The 16,750-nt window shown below is 64.1% G+C and carries 22 protein-coding genes; 3 read left to right on the top strand and 19 right to left on the bottom strand.

Annotated features, from left to right (window positions below):
• Position 1 precedes the first annotated feature (1 nt).
• A complete protein-coding gene (locus K6142_RS09095) occupies positions 2-2,830 on the bottom strand; it encodes a tape measure protein (RefSeq protein WP_190244484.1) in 2,829 nt (942 codons plus the stop codon).
• 105 nt (positions 2,831-2,935) lie between these two features.
• On the opposite strand from K6142_RS09095, the gene K6142_RS09090 reads away from it, so the two are divergent.
• The 3 genes from K6142_RS09090 to K6142_RS09080 all read left to right on the top strand — a co-directional run bounded on the left by K6142_RS09090 (position 2,936) and on the right by K6142_RS09080 (position 6,095).
• Entirely contained in the window at positions 2,936-3,724 is a 789-nt protein-coding gene (locus K6142_RS09090; protein ID WP_190244483.1) for an HIRAN domain-containing protein, read from the top strand.
• 251 nt (positions 3,725-3,975) lie between these two features.
• Positions 3,976-4,860: a Bro-N domain-containing protein gene (locus K6142_RS09085; protein ID WP_190244482.1), complete on the top strand. Its 885-nt coding sequence runs from the start codon at positions 3,976-3,978 to the stop codon at positions 4,858-4,860.
• 338 nt (positions 4,861-5,198) lie between these two features.
• Positions 5,199-6,095 carry an Abi family protein gene (locus tag K6142_RS09080; protein WP_223290297.1) on the top strand — a complete coding sequence of 299 codons (897 nt, stop codon included), beginning with the start codon at positions 5,199-5,201 and terminating at the stop codon, positions 6,093-6,095.
• A 95-nt stretch (positions 6,096-6,190) separates the two neighbouring features.
• Here the strand turns inward: K6142_RS09080 and K6142_RS09075 are convergent, their stop codons facing one another.
• The 18 genes from K6142_RS09075 to K6142_RS08990 all read right to left on the bottom strand — a co-directional run bounded on the left by K6142_RS09075 (position 6,191) and on the right by K6142_RS08990 (position 16,676).
• Positions 6,191-6,331, bottom strand: coding sequence for a hypothetical protein (locus tag K6142_RS09075; protein ID WP_155860527.1), 141 nt, complete (start codon positions 6,329-6,331; stop codon positions 6,191-6,193).
• 47 nt (positions 6,332-6,378) lie between these two features.
• Positions 6,379-6,726, bottom strand: coding sequence for a hypothetical protein (locus K6142_RS09070; protein ID WP_190244480.1), 348 nt, complete (start codon positions 6,724-6,726; stop codon positions 6,379-6,381).
• A gap of 10 nt (positions 6,727-6,736) precedes the next feature.
• Complete coding sequence (locus K6142_RS09065) at positions 6,737-7,156, bottom strand: phage tail tube protein (protein WP_116306248.1); 420 nt, start codon at positions 7,154-7,156, stop codon at positions 6,737-6,739.
• Positions 7,157-7,171: 15 nt separating this feature from the next.
• Entirely contained in the window at positions 7,172-7,540 is a 369-nt protein-coding gene (locus K6142_RS09060) for a DUF3168 domain-containing protein (RefSeq protein WP_190244479.1), read from the bottom strand.
• Entirely contained in the window at positions 7,527-7,925 is a 399-nt protein-coding gene (locus K6142_RS09055) for an HK97 gp10 family phage protein (protein WP_190244478.1), read from the bottom strand. Before K6142_RS09055 ends, K6142_RS09060 begins: the two co-directional genes overlap by 14 nt.
• Positions 7,925-8,239 carry a phage head closure protein gene (locus K6142_RS09050; RefSeq protein WP_190244477.1) on the bottom strand — a complete coding sequence of 105 codons (315 nt, stop codon included), beginning with the start codon at positions 8,237-8,239 and terminating at the stop codon, positions 7,925-7,927. The genes K6142_RS09055 and K6142_RS09050 overlap by 1 nt, the downstream gene beginning before the upstream one ends.
• Positions 8,240-8,241: 2 nt before the next feature.
• Positions 8,242-8,826, bottom strand: coding sequence for a phage head-tail connector protein (locus tag K6142_RS09045; RefSeq protein ID WP_190244476.1), 585 nt, complete (start codon positions 8,824-8,826; stop codon positions 8,242-8,244).
• Complete coding sequence (locus tag K6142_RS09040) at positions 8,823-9,002, bottom strand: hypothetical protein (RefSeq protein ID WP_190244475.1); 180 nt, start codon at positions 9,000-9,002, stop codon at positions 8,823-8,825. The genes K6142_RS09045 and K6142_RS09040 overlap by 4 nt, the downstream gene beginning before the upstream one ends.
• Positions 9,003-9,047: 45 nt before the next feature.
• A complete protein-coding gene (locus K6142_RS09035; RefSeq protein WP_190244474.1) occupies positions 9,048-10,268 on the bottom strand; it encodes a phage major capsid protein in 1,221 nt (406 codons plus the stop codon).
• Between the two features lie 12 nt (positions 10,269-10,280).
• Positions 10,281-10,982, bottom strand: a complete 702-nt coding sequence (locus K6142_RS09030; protein WP_190244473.1) for an HK97 family phage prohead protease — start codon at positions 10,980-10,982, stop codon at positions 10,281-10,283.
• The gene (locus tag K6142_RS09025; protein WP_223290296.1) at positions 10,969-12,147 is read right to left on the bottom strand and encodes a phage portal protein; all 1,179 of its coding nucleotides are present in this window, start codon (positions 12,145-12,147) and stop codon (positions 10,969-10,971) included. Before K6142_RS09025 ends, K6142_RS09030 begins: the two co-directional genes overlap by 14 nt.
• 47 nt (positions 12,148-12,194) lie before the next feature.
• Entirely contained in the window at positions 12,195-13,832 is a 1,638-nt protein-coding gene (locus tag K6142_RS09020; protein ID WP_317846386.1) for a terminase large subunit, read from the bottom strand.
• 52 nt (positions 13,833-13,884) lie between these two features.
• On the bottom strand, positions 13,885-14,358 hold the full coding sequence (locus K6142_RS09015) for a P27 family phage terminase small subunit (RefSeq protein ID WP_116306264.1): 474 nt from the start codon (positions 14,356-14,358) through the stop codon (positions 13,885-13,887).
• Between the two features lie 72 nt (positions 14,359-14,430).
• Complete coding sequence (locus K6142_RS09010; RefSeq protein WP_190244470.1) at positions 14,431-14,826, bottom strand: HNH endonuclease; 396 nt, start codon at positions 14,824-14,826, stop codon at positions 14,431-14,433.
• Positions 14,823-15,254, bottom strand: coding sequence for a helix-turn-helix domain-containing protein (locus K6142_RS16715; RefSeq protein ID WP_190244469.1), 432 nt, complete (start codon positions 15,252-15,254; stop codon positions 14,823-14,825). The genes K6142_RS09010 and K6142_RS16715 overlap by 4 nt, the downstream gene beginning before the upstream one ends.
• Before the next feature lie 97 nt (positions 15,255-15,351).
• Positions 15,352-15,684: a phage holin family protein gene (locus K6142_RS09000; protein WP_116306270.1), complete on the bottom strand. Its 333-nt coding sequence runs from the start codon at positions 15,682-15,684 to the stop codon at positions 15,352-15,354.
• Positions 15,685-15,882: 198 nt separating this feature from the next.
• Positions 15,883-16,266, bottom strand: coding sequence for a hypothetical protein (locus K6142_RS08995; RefSeq protein WP_190244468.1), 384 nt, complete (start codon positions 16,264-16,266; stop codon positions 15,883-15,885).
• 2 nt (positions 16,267-16,268) lie between these two features.
• Positions 16,269-16,676 (bottom strand): structural protein, encoded by a 408-nt coding sequence (locus K6142_RS08990; protein WP_190244467.1) that lies wholly within the window; start codon positions 16,674-16,676, stop codon positions 16,269-16,271.
• Between the last annotated feature and the right edge of the window lie 74 nt (positions 16,677-16,750).

Raw genomic sequence — 16,750 nt, 5'->3', positions numbered from 1 at the left:
CTCACGCTCCGCTGGCCACGGCGTCACGGACGCCCATGGTATTGTTGGCCCAGCCCTTGAGCCAGATGGTCATCACGGCGGCGGTCTGGTCGAAGCGCATCTCCGTGCGCCGGGCCTGCACGGGCTGCCCGCCTTCGTTGATCACCCGGACCTCGAACTTCGTGGGCATGCCCCCCGTCCCTCCGGCCACCTTCACCCCAAGGTCGCCCCGGCTGGTACGGCCAAGAGGCATGATGGCCTCCTCGCCCGCCTCGCCCATGAGGCCGATGCCGTGAGCGAAGGGGAACAGGGTGGGCTTGTTCACGACAGAGTTGCGGTAGGCCGAGATGCCGGGGCCGCTGAACACATTCCCCTGCGCCGACGCGGTGAACAGCCCGCCCCAGTTGATGCTACCGAAGGCCTTGGCCAGCGGGCCGGTGATGTTCTGCTCGACCTGGGCCTTGATGATCATCCGCGCGAAAGCCTCGCCCACCGCCTCGATGTTGGCCTGCGCGCCCATGGCCCAATCGGTGATGGCATCTGCCATGCCGTCCAGCGCCTTCTTGGTGGCCTCCTTCCACTGCGACGCGGCGTTGCTGGCGGCCTCGGCGTACTCGATGAACGCCAGCTTGGCCCCGTCGCTACCGGCCTGCGAGATTTCGAGCATCTTCCGGGCTTCCACTTCCGCGAGCAGAGTCTTGTCCTGAACCACCTTCCGGTAGTTCGACATTTCGCGGTCGAGGATGCGGGCCTGCAAATCCTCCCGGTTCTTCAGCAGCCCGGCTGCCATCTGGTAGAACTGCTGCTCCACCTGCATGTTGCGCTGGGCGGTGGTCAGGTGGATGCGCTCGACCTCAAGCGCCACCTGTTTTTCCACCTCCTCGCGGGAGCCCACCTTCTCCCAGTCGCGGCGCTTGTTTTCGAGTTCGGCCAAGGCGCGTGCGCGGTCGATCTCGGACTTGTCGAGGTTGCCCCCGGCCTGAACCGCCACCTCGTTGCGCAAGAACGAAAGCTCGGTCTCCCGGTCACGCCCTTGGTCAAGGAACGCCTTGCGGGCGCTGCGGTACTCCTGAATCGTGGCAAAGCCCTTGGCGAACGCTTCCTCTGCCGCAGCCTTGAGGCGTTCCATCTCCGGCGTGACCGAGCCGATGTCCTTCTTCCACTTCTCGAAATTCTTGCTGAACCGAAGCTGCGCGGCCTGGGCCTCATCGCCGGTGATGCCTGCCAGCGCCTCGTTGACCTCGCGCAACGCAGCAGCCGCGCGCCCCGCCGCCGCAGCCTCGTTCTTGCCCACGGAGGAAAGCTGCCGGTCGCGCTCCTTGGCGGCCTCGGTGAGCTTGCCCTCCCAATAGTCCGTGCTTTCCCCCGCATCACGGAGACGTTCGATGACACGGGTGATGGCGGTCTCGGTCTCGTTGTAGGAATCATTGATCTTCTGGATTTTCGCAGCGTCCGTGTCCTTGAGAAAGGCGTTGGCAGCCTGCCGTGCCTTGCCCAAGGCGGCATCGAGCGCTTCGGCGGCGTTCGTCTGGTCGGCAAAGGCCCCGTCGCGCTGCCGGTTCCCGGCGGCGATTCGAGCCAGATAGGCGTCGATCTGCTCCTGCGCGTAGCCCTCCGTTCGATCCCCGGTCATGGGGTCGTAGCTGACGCGCTTGGTGATGCCCGCTTTCTCCATGGCCGCGATAGTGGCCGCCCGTTGGGCGTGAGCCTCCATCGCGTCGGACGCCCCCTTCAAGGCATCTTTCACAGCGTTGATCCCGGCCACCATGGCGCCGGTCTGGCTGGCGCTGGCCTTGAACCGCTCCCACTCGGTGGAGAGCCCGCTGGTCGCCTTCTGCGCCTCGGAAGCCCCGCCGGTATATTCGGTCCGCAGCACGCGGGCGAGCTTCGGCAGCAGATCGTCGGCAGTCACCCGACCCTGCTCCAGCAGCTTGTCGAGCTCGGCGGTGGTCAAGCCCATGGCCTGTGCCGCGAGACGGAACGCGCCGGGCAGCCGTTCACCAAGTTGGCCCCGCAACTCTTCGGCCTGCACCTTGCCCTTCGAGATCATCTGCCCGATGGCGAGGTAAATGCCCTGCATGTCCGCCTGCGACAGGGACAGCGCGGCCCCTGCCTCGGACACTGCCGTGAAGATGGAGTTCATGTCGGCCTCAAGGGCGGTGCCCTTGCCCGACGCGAAGAAGGTTTTGGCCGACTCGGCAGTGGAGCGGAACTCAAGCCCGAGGCGCTGGGTGGTGTCGTAGATGAACTGGAGTTGCTGGCGGGCGGCTGTCGTGGAGCCGTAAATGGTGGTGTAGGCCCGGTTCAGCTTCTCCACCTCCATGGCAGCCCTGAAGGTGGCCATGGCTGCGGCACCCGCCGCCAGGCCTACCGCCGCCACGTGCGGGGCAAAGGCCATGGCCGCAGTGCCCGCCATGCGCAACGCCCCGCTCGTGTCGCCCAGTTCAAAGCGCAGGCGGGCCATTTGCAGCGAACTCGCCCCCGTGCTGCGCTGGATATTGACGAAGGCACGCTCGGCAGCCTGCGAGGCGGACTGGCGCACCATGGAGGCGGCCAGTTCATCCATACGCGAACGACTGACCCCGGCGGCGCTGGCTATTTCCCCGAACTCGTCCACCAAGCCCTTGAACGCCCCACGAGAGGCCGTTGCCGCGCGCCCCGCAGTGGCAAGGTCGGAGGTCAGCCTTGTCAGGCCGCTCGACATCGTGCGCGGAGACAGTGCCCCGTTGATGGCGTCCGACATGGCCTGTCCCTGCTCGCGCGCAAGGGCCTTCGCACGGTCCAGGTCCGTCTTTAACTGCTCGTACGTCAGACGGATCGGCACGTAGATGCCGGGTATCTTCCTCGCCATGAATTCCTCGTTCGGTATTCAGGGCGCTGGTGGAGGTTCTTTTCTTCCGTTCGTCGTTGAGACGCCGCTCATCTTTTGGTAACGGCGGACAAAAAGGAGGTCTGTATGGGTTTGTTCGACTGGCTTTTCGGCAAGAGGAAAGACCCTGCACAGCCGCCAGCAGACACGGCGACAGCAGCGCAAGAACCGAGCGTGCAGGAAGGGACTGCACCTGCCGAAGTTTTCAACCGTCCAGAAATAAAATGGAATGACTGGAACAAACGGAACGATGTGCACTTGGGCATTCCCGACCTGCCTGTTGCTGGCGTGACTCATGTCAACAACGATGGAGTGGGACGCCAGAACATCCTGCGCCACATGCGGCAATGGGAAGCAGTGGATATCATTCCTGAGCCGGACAACCCGCATGACCCCAACGCGCTGCGCGTCATGGCCGGTATGGGGCAGATCGGCTACATTCCCAAAGGGCAAGCTGCAATGATTGCCGACTGGATGCGCCATGGGTGGGGAGCGATGGCCAAGCTCTCTGCCCTGTATGGCGGGGAAGGGAAGCCATACGGGGCCAAGATAGATATGCTGCTGACGCAGCCCCCGAACACTCCCGCAGAACAATTCAAGATTTGCGGCATTCGGGGACGGGACCGCGTTGAAGTAGCGCAAAGCCTCGAACCCGGCGACAGGGTTGATATCACATCGGGCGATGCAGACGGAGAATATACTGTAGCCCGCGATTGGGAAGAATTCGGAAAGCTTTCCAAGGCTGATGCCCGCGTTTACGCGAAGCACGAGGGAAATGGGGCCACCTGCTATGCCTTTGTTTCCGACGTTGAGCCCAACGAGGACGAGGACAAGCCACCCCATGTCACCGTGGCAGCCGTCTTCTGCCAGCCTTGACATCCACCGCATTTCATGGCGTGTTGTCCGCACGGTGCTGAAAACACCCACAGGCGGACCCGCCACCCGACAGATTGGCCTTTTCTTTTGCCCAACGTCTGGGCATAATTGCATTCATTTGCCGGGTGTGGGCGAAATACAATACCCGAAAGGGAAACTAGCTCGCAGCTCCTGTGGCTGTTTTCAGCACCCGGCAATTCCCACGCCGGGAGTTGCCTCCGTGAACCTGAAAAGTTCCACAGGAGGCCCACATGTCTACTTCCCTCGTCTTCCAGTCCCACCGATTTGATGTCATCGACCTAAACGGTCAGCCGTGGTTAAGGTCAAACCAAATCGGTTTGGCCATGGACTACAAGAATCCAGACCTATCAGTGGCCAAGCTGTACCGCCAACACGCCGACGAGTTCACCGACTCCATGACGGCGATGGTCACCCTGCCCACGCCGGGCGGTCCGCAGGAGACCCGCATTTTCTCCCTGCGCGGTTGCCACCTCCTCGCCATGTTCGCCCGCACCCCGGTGGCCAAGGCGTTCCGCGCATGGGTTCTCGACGTGCTCGAAACCCTCGGCGAGGCCGAGGCCCGTCAGCCCGTCGCCCCACGCCTTGCCACCAAGGCCGACCGCCGTCCGCTCGTGGACCTTGTGCGCATGTGGGTCAGCATGGCCCCGCTCGGCTATGGCGCTGCGTTCCGGCTGGTCAACGCGGCCATGGGCGTTTCCTCGGTCGAGGAAATGACCCCGGAGACGGTCCAGCGCGCCATCGGGTGGGTGCAGGCCCGCATCGACGCCATACAGGCGGCACCCGTCGTGCTGCCTGCCGCAGCCCCGGCCCTGCCCGCCGTCCCCGACGATCTGCGTGCCCGGCTCAGGGCGCATACCCACGCCTGCCTCGACTTCATGGGCGAAACCTGCTCCAGGGCACGCATGCTGAACACCGAAGGAAGCCTGTTGGCCCGCGAGGTGTACAGCGTCCTTGAACCCCGGTTCGCCACCTCCATACCCGGCTATCAGGTCCGTGAGCGTGTCCACGATTCGCTCACAACCTTTGCCTCGCGTGGCGTCCACGCCATGGAGGTCGGAGCCGACAACCTCTACCTCACCGCCCGCCTCATGGAGGGGTTGGCGGCGATTCGGTAGCCCCCCAGAAATCACTAACCGGAGCCCCCGCAAGGGGGCTTTGGGGTTACCTTTCGGGGCATCGCCAAAAAATCTACTTTTGCCACCATTTCTATAATTGCTAACACCTTGCATTCGATAAGGCTTTGCCATAGACAGAGTTATGCGCCGTCGTATTTCTCCCTTGCCTATTGACAGGCAATACTTTCGAGAATAAATACACTCCAATCGTGCCCGTTCCTCTGTGGAAGACTTGTTCTTCTTCAAGAGCGGGCCCTCTTATTTTTATGCCCCCACTCTCCCCGCCCAAGCCGTTCAAAACGTACCCAGAACTAGTCGACCTCATTGAGTCACGTGGAATGCTCATTGAGGACCGTGCCCGCGCTGAGCGAAAGATCGCCCAAGTCGGTTATTATCGCTTGAGCGGTTTTTGGCATCCATGTCGCGCCTTCGAGAAAGGCCCTGACGGAAAATTCATTCCTTCAATGCCCGGCTCAAAGGTTATGAAGAGATCAGAAGAATTTTTGCCGGGGACTACCTTTAATAAGGTTTTCTGTCTTTATTTATTCGACAAACGGCTTCGCTTACTCATGCTTGATGCGATTGAACGCATAGAAATACACCTTCGATCTGTAATCGCCCACGAAATGGGGTATCATAGCCCTACTGCATATGATGATCACACTTTTATTAATCAAAAATTCCTACGCAATACGGCATGGAACAATTGGAAATCCAAGCATCAAGACAATATAGAAAGATGCAGAGAAGACCACATAATTTGGCATAAAGAATCTGGGAAAGCCATCCCAATATGGGTAGCTATAGAGGCTTGGGATTTTGGAATAATGTCTAAATATTTTTCAATGCTTCTAGCTCGGTATCAAAATAGAATATGCCAAAGAATAGACCCTTCGTTACGACCAAACATTCTCAATAACTGGCTAAGAGAACTGAACACCATAAGAAATAGATGCGCGCACCACACCAGAATATGGAATCAATCCACACACAGCCCGCTACTTACTCCTGCTGATGACTATTTCAAAACACTATCCCTAGGAGATAAAGCTCTTACAAGAGCACTAGGAATAATCGCTATAACCTGGTTTCTCGTTCGTAAAATAGGTGTAAATTCCCAATGGATAACTTGTGTTGCAGATAATTTCAAAACGATGCCACGCCTCCCAAATTGCAATTTAAAAGTGATGGGATTTGAAAACGACGAAGAGTTTCCTTTAGAAAAATTTCAGTAGCCCTAAATGAAAGGGGGCCGGGCCATCCCGGCCCCCTTTCATTTCCACCAGCACCCTATTTGCTTGTCAGTGATCAGGCCCGGCACTGGCCGGGGTCATTCCGAGAACAGCTTCTCGATCGCTTCGTCGTCGTTGGCGAAGCCGGTCTCTTCCCGACGCCGCCGAATGGCGCAGAACGCCATCCATTCGGTGAACTCGGCGCTACTCATGCGCCGCAGCATTTCACCGACCGTCATCCCCAGTTCGAGCGCAAGGGAGAAGGCGAATGCCCTCTCCCCGCGCGCTAGGAGTTTTTTTCGGCCTCCTCCACGGCTCCGGCATGCAGGCCGTTGAGCCGGATGGCTTCCTGCAACAGCCGGTCGATCACTTCGGGGTTCTTGCGGCCAAGGGTCGTGTCCGCGTCCTCGGGCGCGAACAGCGGCACGCCCTCGTCATCCACCAGGCAAAGCGCGAGGAACTCGGCGTTACTGATCTCCACGCCGCCGGTGTCGTCGGTCCCGCGCTTGGCGAGGTTGTCGCGGGCGGCTGCGCTGAACCCGCGCAGCGTCACCTGTCCGCCCCACTCCGGCACATCCACGACGGCCGTGGGCAAGTCCTGCGCTTTCAGGATGTCATCTCTCGTCAGGCCCATGATCTGCTCCTTAGGCGGCAAGGCGCGTCACCTTGCCGGAAACCTTGATGGTCAGGGAGAACCGCTGCACGTTGTTGGTTTCCCAGTTAAGGGGCAGCGACTTCACGTAGCCAGAGAAACCCCACTTGGTTCCGGCCGACGTGACCACCTGCCAGTTCTGCACTTCGCCGCTACCCAGCAGGTCGAGCAGGGCCAGATGTTGGGCGTTGGTGTCGTCCCAGATACCCTCGGCGCTGAACGAGCCGTAATCGGCCAGACCCGGCGCATACTCCTTGCCGTCCGACTCAAGGTCGGTCACGTCGATGTCGTCTTTGGAGATGCCGTCGATGGAGAGCTTGGTCAGGCCGGGCAGGGTGGTGAACACCTCCGGTTCGGCACCGTCCCCCAGCTTGAGCACGGAGCCCTTCGACAGCGTGTACTTCTTGGCCATGGTGAATCCTCCGGGCTACGCCCACACGATGAAGTCCATGGAAACACGGCAAACACGCGCCTCCTCGTCCGAGAGGTCGCGATCCTCGTCCAGTTCGGCGGCAAACTCGGCACCGGTCATCACGCCGCGCACCGCCTTCGCCAGCCGCTTTGCCTCGGGATAGGTCTTGGCCCAGGCGTCAATCTGGATGCTGATGCGCTCGCACGGCGCGTCCCCATCCAGAACCGCCTCCGGGGCTCCGCTCACCCGCTGGTAGGTGATGAACGGCAGCGGCGCGCCCTTGGGCGCGGACAGCGGGAAGATGCGCCGGGACACGATCCCGGCCACGCCCGCATCCGCCGCAAGGGCGGCCTGCATCACCTGCTCGAAATCAACCCCGCTCATCGTAGGCACCCCCGAGTCGGGCCTGAATCTCATGCAGGGCGGCCCGCACACGCCTGTCCCGCGCCGGGCGCAGGAAGGGATGCGCCGGGACATGCCCCACGGTCCGGCCGTTCGCGTCGATCATGGCGTGTCCGAACTCCACGAGGTGCGCATGCGGCGCGCGGGCGACAACGATGTAGCCGCCCCCCTCGAACTTGGACTTCTGGGCCTTGATCGACTTGCGCAGTTTCCCGGTCTTGTCGGCGAATGCCGCCGTGTTTCGGGCGTCGGACGCGATGAGTTCCGCAAGCATCGCAAGCTCGGGATCGAGCATCGCGCGCACCTGCTCGGCCACGGCCTCGTCCGGGATGTCCACGGTCACGGAGCTCACGGGAATGAGCGGCATCAGTTCATCTCCTTGCACATCAGGTGCATCTCACCCCCATCAAGGGGCAGCACCGCGTCGATGGTCAGCACCCGCCCGCCGAACGACACCCGCATGTCGGCCCGCACGCCGCTCCGGCACCGGATGCGCACCCGGTGCGTCACCTCGGATTGCGCCTGCGCCGCCGCAAAGAACTCACGCCCGGCAATCGGCTCCACAGCAGCCCACACGGTGGCCACGTCCTGCCATTCCGTGGCGTCCGCCCCGCCCCATTCCCCCGGCTGGTGCATAGGGGCCTGGAGCGTGATGCGATGACGCAGCAGTCCGGCGCGCATGATCAGGCTCCCACCATCACGTAGGGGTCGAGTAGGCAGTCCACGAAGTCGCGGGTCATGCGGGTCACCAGCGTCCCGGTAATGAAGGTTTCGCGCTGGGCATACAGCCCACCGATGCGCACCAGCATCCACTGCCGGATTGCGTGGGGCGTCGTGGCCCGAGCGTTCTCCTCATCTCCTTCCACCGGCCAGCCCGCTTTCACGCGTACCGTCACCTCGGCCCCATCGGGAAAGCCCGGCAGTGGCGTGAACGTCCCCCGCACGGGATGCTCCTGCGGGGACAGACCGGAGGGGACTAGGGAATAGAGCCCCCGGTCCACCTCCGCCCCGTCCACGGTCACGGCCTCCACCTCACGCACGGGAGCAAGAGGCAGGAGCACCGGGCCCACCAGCGGGCCGGGCATGGTGATCGTCCAGAGCGAGTCCACGAAGACCTGCCCGGTCAGCGTCTCGCCCTGCTCCCGCACCGCGACGATGAGCGCGGTCAACAGCGCGTCATCCTCGGAGACCTCTACCCGGCAATGGGCCTTGGCCTCGCCAAGGGTGACGGGCTCGATGCGGGGAGCGGCGACACGGCGGATGATCATTTCTGCTCCTGCCCCCCGGCGTGCTTGCTGTTCTTGGCGTCTTCGGCCACGACACCGGCGGCCCTGGCCTGCGCGGCAACCTCGGCGTCCACCTTCACGACACCAGCGGGGTAGTCCTCGGGCCAGCATCCGTTGCGCCAGTAGCGGAACGATTCTTTCAGCGTGATCTTCTGCATGGGATCTCCTGTGCGGCCGGGGCCTCTCGACCCCGGCCTTTACCGTTACGCGGCCAGCTTCAGGAGCTTCACGGCCTGGGAATCCGCCAACATGCTCCCCACGCGCTTCGTGGTGTAGAAATGCACGTAGGGCTTGTTGGTGAACGGATCGCGCAGGCTGCGAATGCCGATGCGGTCGATGATCCAGAAGCCGCGCCAGTAGTTGCCGAAGGCGATGGGGATGGCACCGGCCCCGATGTCGGGCATGTCCTCGTTCTCGGTGACCCCGTAGCCAAGCAGCATGGCGGGCTGGCCAGCCTGGAGGCTCGGCGACCAGATGTAGTTGCCCTCGGCGTCCTTCCACTTCCGCACCGTGGCCTGCGTCTTCCCGTTCATCATGAACGTGGCGCCGGACCGGTGCCCCTTCTTGAGGGTGTAGATGAGGTCGATCAGGTCATCGGCAGGGTTCACGTCGGCGGTGCGGGCCTTGAAGCCACCGGCAACGCCCGTGGTCAGGAACTGGAGCGTGCCGAAGTCGCGTTCGCCGTCGGGCTCCGCGCTCTGGGGGTAGGCCAGAAGCCCCTTGGGCTTGTTGGCACCGTCACCGTGGATGAAGGCTGCACCTTCCTGCTCCGCGAACTCGGTCACGATGTCCGCGCCCAATTCGGCCTCGACGTTGTAGAACAGGTCGTCGAGGGCCTTCTGGGTAACAGCCGGATTGGCGTAGACTTCGCCCATCACGGGCTTGAGCTCGGCCAGAGTCGGCGTGCCGGTTTCCGGGCGAGCGGACTTCTCACCCACCCAGCCCGAAGCCGTACCGCCGAGGTTCACCAGCTTGCGGTACTCCTCGGTCCCGATGGTCACGACGCGGCACACCTGGCGCATGGGGGACTCGTCGCGCAGGAGGCGCGTGATCTCCTTGTCCTGCTCGATCGGCAGCGCGTAGCCGCCATCGGCGGGGGTGCCGACGCTGATGGCCTTGGCCTCGATCTCGGCCAGGCCGGTCTCGTCACCCTTGCGCGCCCAGCGGTTCCACGCCGCCTTGTGCTCGGCGTGAAGCTGGGCTTCCTCGTCGCCGCCCGCACCGGGGCGGTTGGCCTTCTTGGCCAGGTCGTCCAGTTCCTTCCCCAGACGGGAAAGTTCGGCGTTGGCCTTCTCGACCTTGGCTTCGAGTTCCGAGACGGCCTTGCCTTCGGCCATGGCCTTCAGCCGCTCATCGTTGGCCTTCTTGAACTCCTCGAAGGCCGTCCCCTGCTGTTCGAGCAGGCGCTTGATTTCCTCGCTCATGCTGTGTCTCCGCTACGCCCGGAGGGCGTCGATGTTCCGCCGCACCATGGCGGCAAGTTCGTCAACGTCGCCTTCCTCAGCGTCCCGCAGAGGCAAGCCCTTGAAGCCATCCGCAAGGATGAGCTTCGCCTGTTTCCTCGAAAACCCGGCTTCTCGCAGGGCCAATTCCGCTTCCCGGATGGTGGGGCAGTCGCCGTCGCTCTTGACCCCGGTGACCCGAGCCTTTCCGTTGGCCGGGAAGGTCACGAGAGACACCTCGACAAGTTCGATGGCGGTGAGGGTGCGCCGCGGCTCCTCCGGCTTCGACCGCGCAACCCATTCCTTGGCGATGTAGCCGATGCTCATCCCGTTGATGGCCGGGCGCGGCTTCATCTTCATCAGTGTGTAGATTTCCCGGCCGCGCGGCGTGTCGGCCAGCGTGCCCTCCACGTAGAGCCCGTGCCCGTCCTCGCGGATTTCGGTCCACACACCGACCGGCGTGAAGTCGTCGGCCCCGATGCCCCACCCGCCGTGCTGGAGGAGCATGGCGGGCCACACGCCCGAGGTCTTGAATTCCGCGATGGTCTTGGTGAACGCGCCCTTGGCGATCACATCGCCATAGGCGTCCATGTTCCCGAACACCGCGCCATACCCGCTGAACGTCATGGAGGCGGTATCCTGGCCGGCGCCCTCGGCGAGTTTCAGGTCGAGCAGGCCGAAGCTAAGCCTTTCCATCGCTTCCCTCCGTGCGTTCCGGCGCGGAGCCGGGTTCCACCATGTTCAGCGGCACCCGGTATTCGTCGCCGCCCTCATAGGGATTCATGTCTTCAAGCTCCCGGATGTCGTTGGGGGACAAGGCCCCCACACCGTAGAGCCGGGTGTAGAATTCCGCCCGGTCCCGCGCGGCCCCGCGCATGAGACCGTTGGCGTTGAACCGCAGGTAGTAGCCCTTTGCCCTTTCCTCCGGCGTCAGCAGCTTCTGCGTGCCGCTCTGCTCGATGCAGGCGTACCAGGGGCCAAGGGTATGCACGCCATGCTGGAGGAACATCTGTTCGGCGCTGGCGTAGGTGCTGGCCTTGTCGTAGTGACCGACCATGATGGGCAGCACGCCGAAGGCCCGGCAAACCTCCTCGACCTGGTGCCGTCGGGTTTCGAGGAACTGGGCCTGATCGTTGGGCGACACGAGGGGAAACCACTTCATGCCGCCGCCGAGGATCGCGGTCTTGAAGGCGTTCTCGTTCCCACCGTGGGCCGACTGCCAGGCCTCGCGCAGTTCCTTGCGCTGCTCCTGCGTCAGGTTGATTTCCGTCGTAAGTAGGCCCGACATCCGGGCTCCGTTCTTGAAAAGGCGGGCACCGTGTTCTTCCGTGGCCAGGGCAAGCCCGATGGCCTCGCGCGCCTGCCGCACACCATCAAGTCCGCACACCCCATCCCAGGACAACCAGCGGAGATGCCACATGTCCTCCGCAGGCACCCGCACCCGCTTTCCGTCCTTGGTCGAGAGGTCGTAGGTGATCTCCCATCCGTTGCGCGTGACGGTCACGGAGCCCGGCTGGTACGGCAGCATCTCGACGATGCGGTCGCCCACGCGGTTCAACCAGACGAAGGCGTTGCCGGTCAGGCTAAGATGCAGTCCGAGCATGTGCCGGAACTCGAAGCTGGTCTGGTACTCGTTGGGGCCATGGGCTACGAGGGAGAACAGCGGGTGGGCCGACGCCTCCATCCGGGTCCGGCCATCCGCCCGGTAGAGCTTGAACGGCACCTGTGCGAGGCCGTTGGCGATGACGCGGGCGCAAGCGAGCACCGCAGTGCATTGGATGGCCGTAGCCGCCGTCACGTGGATGCCGCTCTTGGCCAAAACCCCACCCAGCACCTCCGCCAACAGGTCGTAGGAGGTCATGCGGGTGCCCTTCCCTTCGCGCCGGAACAAGCGGGACAACCAGCCCATCACCAGACCTCCGCGAAGATTTCCGGTTCCTCGGCGGGGGCGGCAAGGGCACGTCCAACCGCCATGATCAGGGCAACGGCACCGTCGATCTTGGAGCTCTCGCGCTCCTTGGTCGGGTAGAAGTATTTCACCGGCCCGCCGCCGCGCGCCTGCTTGAGCACCACGTTGCCCATCATCCACGTGAGCACCGGATCATCGGCATGCCGGATGGTGCAGGAGGCGATGCGCGCTTCGAGTTCCTTCATGGGTTCGCTCAGGTTGCCCGGCCCCTGTGTGACCTCCACGATGTCGAACGCGGCCCAGCGGGCTACCCGGTCCATGAGGAACGTCGCTTCGCGCGGGTCGTAGCCGATGGCCTGCACGTCCAGCAGGTCGGCCCATGCGCGCATGTCATCCTCGATCTGGCCGAAGTCGGTACGTGCCCCGTCGGACACGGTGAGCGCACCCACATCGCGGAAGCTCCGGTAATGGGCGTTGTGCGGCTTCTCCACGGTATCGCTCGGCAGGTAGTGCCGGGCGAACACCCGCAGCAGCGCGCCATCCTCGACCACGGCCAGGAGGGAAGCCACGTCGGTACGGCTGGCGAGGTCGAGCCCGAGCCAGGCCCGGTGCCCGGCGAAGTCCTCGATGCGCATGCCGGGGGCCGCGCACTCTGCCCACTTCACCATGTCGGTCCACGCCTGCCCCGCGTTCATCCACTTGTTCAGGTGCTTGCACAGGATGATGTTGCGGCGCGCCGGGCTGGTCATGGCCTCCCGGTAGCGGTCGCGCAGGTAGTCCTCATGCAGGCTCACGCCAAAGTTCGGGTTGGCCTTGCGCCACACCCCGAAGTCCTTCCAGTCGTCGGACTCATCCACGCCGAACATGATCACCAGCACGGTCGGATCGAGTGCGCCTGCCTCCAACTCCTTGGCCAGCCGGTCCCGGTGCTCGTAGCAGGGCGCGGAGGTATCCACCCCCGCCGTGGTGATAACCACCAGCAGGGGCTGCGTACGCGCGCCCATGCCGGTCTTCATGGTGTCGTAGAGGTCCGGCGTCTTGTGCTCGTGGAACTCGTCCACGAGAGCCCCGTGCGGACTGGCCCCGTCACCGGGCTTGCCCACCACGGCCTCGAAACGGCTGGCGGTCGCCAACTGGTAGATGGTGCCGGGGTTCTTCTCCGTGCCACCAAGGTCGATCCCGAAATGCTCCCGGTAGGCGTGGTTCCGCAGGGTCATCATCCACGCGGGTCGGAAGACCTCCAGCGCCTGGTCGAGCGTGGTGGCCCCCGAGTAGACCTCGGCACCGGGTTCTGCGTCGGCTACCAGCAGGTAGTTGCCGATGATGGCCCCGAGCATCGACTTGCCGTTCTTGCGCGGGATTTCGGCGTAGAGTTCGCGGAACCGGCGCAAGCCATCCTCCCGGACCCACCCGAACAGGCACCCCAGCAGGAAGACTTGCCACTCCTCCAGGCGCACCCGCTGCCCAGCCCACTTTCCTTTGACGTGGACCATGTTCTCGGCGAAGGCGCAGACCCGGTTGGCCTTCTCGGCAGAGAACGCATAGGGGCTTCCGCCTCCCTCGACCGCTGCGAGGTCGGACAGATGCCGCTTGCAGGCCAACACAACCCGCCTGCCCGCGACGGCCTTCCCGGCCACCACGGCATGCGCGTATGCATGCACCCGCTCCGCGTAGCTCTTGGCGCACTGCCTACCCACCGAATGCCCCCCACGGGTTCTCGTCGCTCTGGCCCTTCTGCGGACGGCCCACGCGGCCAATCGACGCGGGGGTAAGCCCGAACTCGGCGGCCAGCGACTGCGCATGCCTGCGCGCCTCGTTCAGCATGGCCACCTCCGGATAAGGCCGACACATCACGTCACCCTGCGCGGTGGTCGTGGTATACGAGCGACCGTTCTCGCGGATGAACCGCTCAAGCTCCTCGATCTCGGCAAGACGGGCGGCCAGCAGGCCCAGCGTTTCCTCGAAAGTCTCGGAGGCTAGGCCCAACGGCGAGAGCTTGGCGCAGAGCACCCCGAACCACACCAGCGCCCGTCCCGAAAGGAACGCAGGGGCGTTCGCCACCACCGCCGATGGTTCAGGCGCGGCCTCGTTTGCCCGGTCCTTGCGGAAAGTGCCCTGGAGCACCTTCAGGGTGCGTGGTTTCTGCTTCCGTCCTGTCGCCACTTTTGGTCCTCAGTTTTGACATCGCGCGAAATCGGGAGACCACTCCGGTCTACCGGTTGCCCACTCAAAGATTTACCCTCCCCCTCCCCTTGGCCGCCCGCCGTCCTCGCGGTTGGTCTTGGCGGTGTGGCACCGGTGGCAAAGGGGTTGGAGGTTCGCCCTGTCGTCCGTTCCGCCGCGCGCCCTGCTCACGATGTGGTCAACGTCGGTGGCAGGTACGGGGTGGCCTTGGGCTGCACAGGCACGGCAGAGCGGCTCCTCGCGGAGCACTTGGGCGCGGATGGCCCGCCATGCCCGGCCATAGCCACGTGCGGCAGCGCTTCCCCTTGCCTTGTCCTGCCGGGCCTCGCGTTCAGCCGCTCGGACTCGCGCCGCTTCGGCGTGCGGTGGGCAGTAGCCCGAGGCGTCGCGGGTCAGGGCCCGGCAACCGGGATGCCGACAGTGCTTGAGGGGCCGGAGGGTGCTCATGTGCGCCTCCTAGCCTCCCGCTTGCATCGCTCTTCGGCGAGGGTGCTGTAGGTGGTGTCGAGGCCCCATGTATGGGGGCCGATAGGACACTGGTGTCCTATCAGAGCGGACACGGGTGTCCTCTCCACTATTCCACCTCTCTTTCCACCCTCCGGAGGGCTTGCAGCCCTCAGCACGGAGGAGCGCCCTGTGCGCTGGGAGACGAAGAGTCCGGAGACCACAAGTGTGGCCACAGCGCGCCGGACGGTCCTGACGGTGACCCCGCAGAGTTCCGCCAGCCTGGCTTGGGAAATGCGTGCGCGCCCGGAGCGCGCATCGAGCGAGAGCGCCAGCACGAGCCCGACGAGCCGTTCGGTGGGCGTCAGGGCTGTCGCAAGGATGCGGCGCTGGAGTGCGAAGGTGTCTGTGCATGGGCGTTCGCTCGTCATGTTGGCAGGGGCGGGTTGTTGTTGCCTTCGGGCGTGGCCCCGCCCCTGTGCCCCACGGCTCCGCGCACCAACGCAGCCCGTGGCGGCGGCCCGAGAACTATTCCTCGTTTCCCCCGGTCTTGCCGGTGCCCGTCCGGCTTCCGAGGAGTGCGCCGATCACCTCGGCAATCCGTCCCTGCAATGCATCCAGCACGGCACCGCCGGAGTACGCGGAGACGGACGCGCATGCGACGCGGGCTGTCTCCGGTAGAGATGTCAGGTCCACCAGCATCAGGTTGGTCACAACCCCGGCGAAGAGGGCGACGACGATGGAGCAGAACCAGCCCCACAGGCTTTTCTCTCCACACTTGGCTGCGCGGGCCATGCCTCCGGCCACGGAGAGGGCCAGCACGAGCCACATGCTGGTGAGCCAATCCTTGATCTCGTTCATTCGGTGCCCGCCCATTTCCGCATCCCTGCCTTGTCGGCATTGCACCTGCCCAGGGCCGCTCGGCTGTCCTGCGCGTAGTCCAGGAGGTCACCATTGGTTGCCCCGTCCCACACGGGCGGGTCGGGTGTCGGAGTCTCCTGCATGAGCGTGGCGGGCGGCGTGAGCCTGACGGTTTCGGGCACGGCCACGACCTCCCGCCTATTCGCGGAACAGGCCCCGCACAGCATCAGGCAGAGGCACAGCGTTCCAATCGCGTACGGTCTGGTCATTGCGCAGGGCCTCCTGCCATGTCCGACGGTCAGCGGCCCGCCGGGCGTTGATGTCGTTGATGCGCTGATCCCGCTCGGCAAGGAGCGTGTCCCGCTTGGCGATCTCGGATTCCATGGCCTTGAGCGAGGTCGCGTAGGCGGCATTGGACGCCCGGAGGGTTTCCGCAGTGCTCTGCGCCTCGGAAAGTTCGGCCCGGAGCGCCCTGATCTGCATTTCGCGGATGTAGATAGCCCCACCGAGAACGGCGACAACGAGGGCCACCGCACCGGCTGCCAGGAGCTTGCGACGCAGACCGTTAAGCAAAAACGCCATGGCTAGGCCCTCTCCACCGCCATGTCGATCCCGCGCCCGATGGTGGCCGTGTCATAGGGGTGCTGGCCGTTCTCGTGCCGGATGATGCTGGCGACGAGCGTGGGCAGCACATCGGCGACGACGATGGGCTCGTCAGGGCCGACGCCGAGGCGCTCCGCGACGTGGCGGATGTAGGCTTCGGTGTTGTTCTCGGTCGGGGGTGCCCAGCGCGAGATGATCTGCCGGACTGTCTTGAGCCCTTGCTTGCGCTGGTAGTTGAGCAGGAGGACGGCCATCGCGCGGATGCCGTATTCGGGCGTGGCGAACGTGCAGAAGTCGGGATCGCCCTGGGTCGGGGCGAGGCCCTTCCACTTGTCACCGTGCCGGATGTTGCCGGGATTGTTGTTGCGGATGCCGCGCGGGATAGCCATGGCTGCGCTCCTGTTTGGGAGAAGCGTAGCGCGGGGGGGCGGGAGGGGATCAAGGAAGGCTGGTGTAGAAACCG

This window comes from Nitratidesulfovibrio sp. SRB-5 (assembly GCF_019931275.1).
Taxonomy (GTDB): Bacteria; Desulfobacterota; Desulfovibrionia; order Desulfovibrionales; family Desulfovibrionaceae; genus Cupidesulfovibrio.
Note: the sequence above shows the minus strand (reverse complement) of the source record. Positions and strands in the feature narration are given on the sequence as shown.

Coding starts and splice junctions, on each gene's coding strand:
- K6142_RS09095 (WP_190244484.1), bottom strand. CDS start 2,830: ATGGCGAGGAAGATACCCGGCATCTACGTGCCGATCCGTCTGACGTAC.
- K6142_RS09090 (WP_190244483.1), top strand. CDS start 2,936: ATGGGTTTGTTCGACTGGCTTTTCGGCAAGAGGAAAGACCCTGCACAG.
- K6142_RS09085 (WP_190244482.1), top strand. CDS start 3,976: ATGTCTACTTCCCTCGTCTTCCAGTCCCACCGATTTGATGTCATCGAC.
- K6142_RS09080 (WP_223290297.1), top strand. CDS start 5,199: ATGCTCATTGAGGACCGTGCCCGCGCTGAGCGAAAGATCGCCCAAGTC.
- K6142_RS09075 (WP_155860527.1), bottom strand. CDS start 6,331: ATGACGGTCGGTGAAATGCTGCGGCGCATGAGTAGCGCCGAGTTCACC.
- K6142_RS09070 (WP_190244480.1), bottom strand. CDS start 6,726: ATGGGCCTGACGAGAGATGACATCCTGAAAGCGCAGGACTTGCCCACG.
- K6142_RS09065 (WP_116306248.1), bottom strand. CDS start 7,156: ATGGCCAAGAAGTACACGCTGTCGAAGGGCTCCGTGCTCAAGCTGGGG.
- K6142_RS09060 (WP_190244479.1), bottom strand. CDS start 7,540: ATGAGCGGGGTTGATTTCGAGCAGGTGATGCAGGCCGCCCTTGCGGCG.
- K6142_RS09055 (WP_190244478.1), bottom strand. CDS start 7,925: ATGCCGCTCATTCCCGTGAGCTCCGTGACCGTGGACATCCCGGACGAG.
- K6142_RS09050 (WP_190244477.1), bottom strand. CDS start 8,239: ATGCGCGCCGGACTGCTGCGTCATCGCATCACGCTCCAGGCCCCTATG.
- K6142_RS09045 (WP_190244476.1), bottom strand. CDS start 8,826: ATGATCATCCGCCGTGTCGCCGCTCCCCGCATCGAGCCCGTCACCCTT.
- K6142_RS09040 (WP_190244475.1), bottom strand. CDS start 9,002: ATGCAGAAGATCACGCTGAAAGAATCGTTCCGCTACTGGCGCAACGGA.
- K6142_RS09035 (WP_190244474.1), bottom strand. CDS start 10,268: ATGAGCGAGGAAATCAAGCGCCTGCTCGAACAGCAGGGGACGGCCTTC.
- K6142_RS09030 (WP_190244473.1), bottom strand. CDS start 10,982: ATGGAAAGGCTTAGCTTCGGCCTGCTCGACCTGAAACTCGCCGAGGGC.
- K6142_RS09025 (WP_223290296.1), bottom strand. CDS start 12,147: ATGACCTCCTACGACCTGTTGGCGGAGGTGCTGGGTGGGGTTTTGGCC.
- K6142_RS09010 (WP_190244470.1), bottom strand. CDS start 14,826: ATGAGCACCCTCCGGCCCCTCAAGCACTGTCGGCATCCCGGTTGCCGG.
- K6142_RS16715 (WP_190244469.1), bottom strand. CDS start 15,254: ATGACGAGCGAACGCCCATGCACAGACACCTTCGCACTCCAGCGCCGC.
- K6142_RS09000 (WP_116306270.1), bottom strand. CDS start 15,684: ATGAACGAGATCAAGGATTGGCTCACCAGCATGTGGCTCGTGCTGGCC.
- K6142_RS08995 (WP_190244468.1), bottom strand. CDS start 16,266: ATGGCGTTTTTGCTTAACGGTCTGCGTCGCAAGCTCCTGGCAGCCGGT.
- K6142_RS08990 (WP_190244467.1), bottom strand. CDS start 16,676: ATGGCTATCCCGCGCGGCATCCGCAACAACAATCCCGGCAACATCCGG.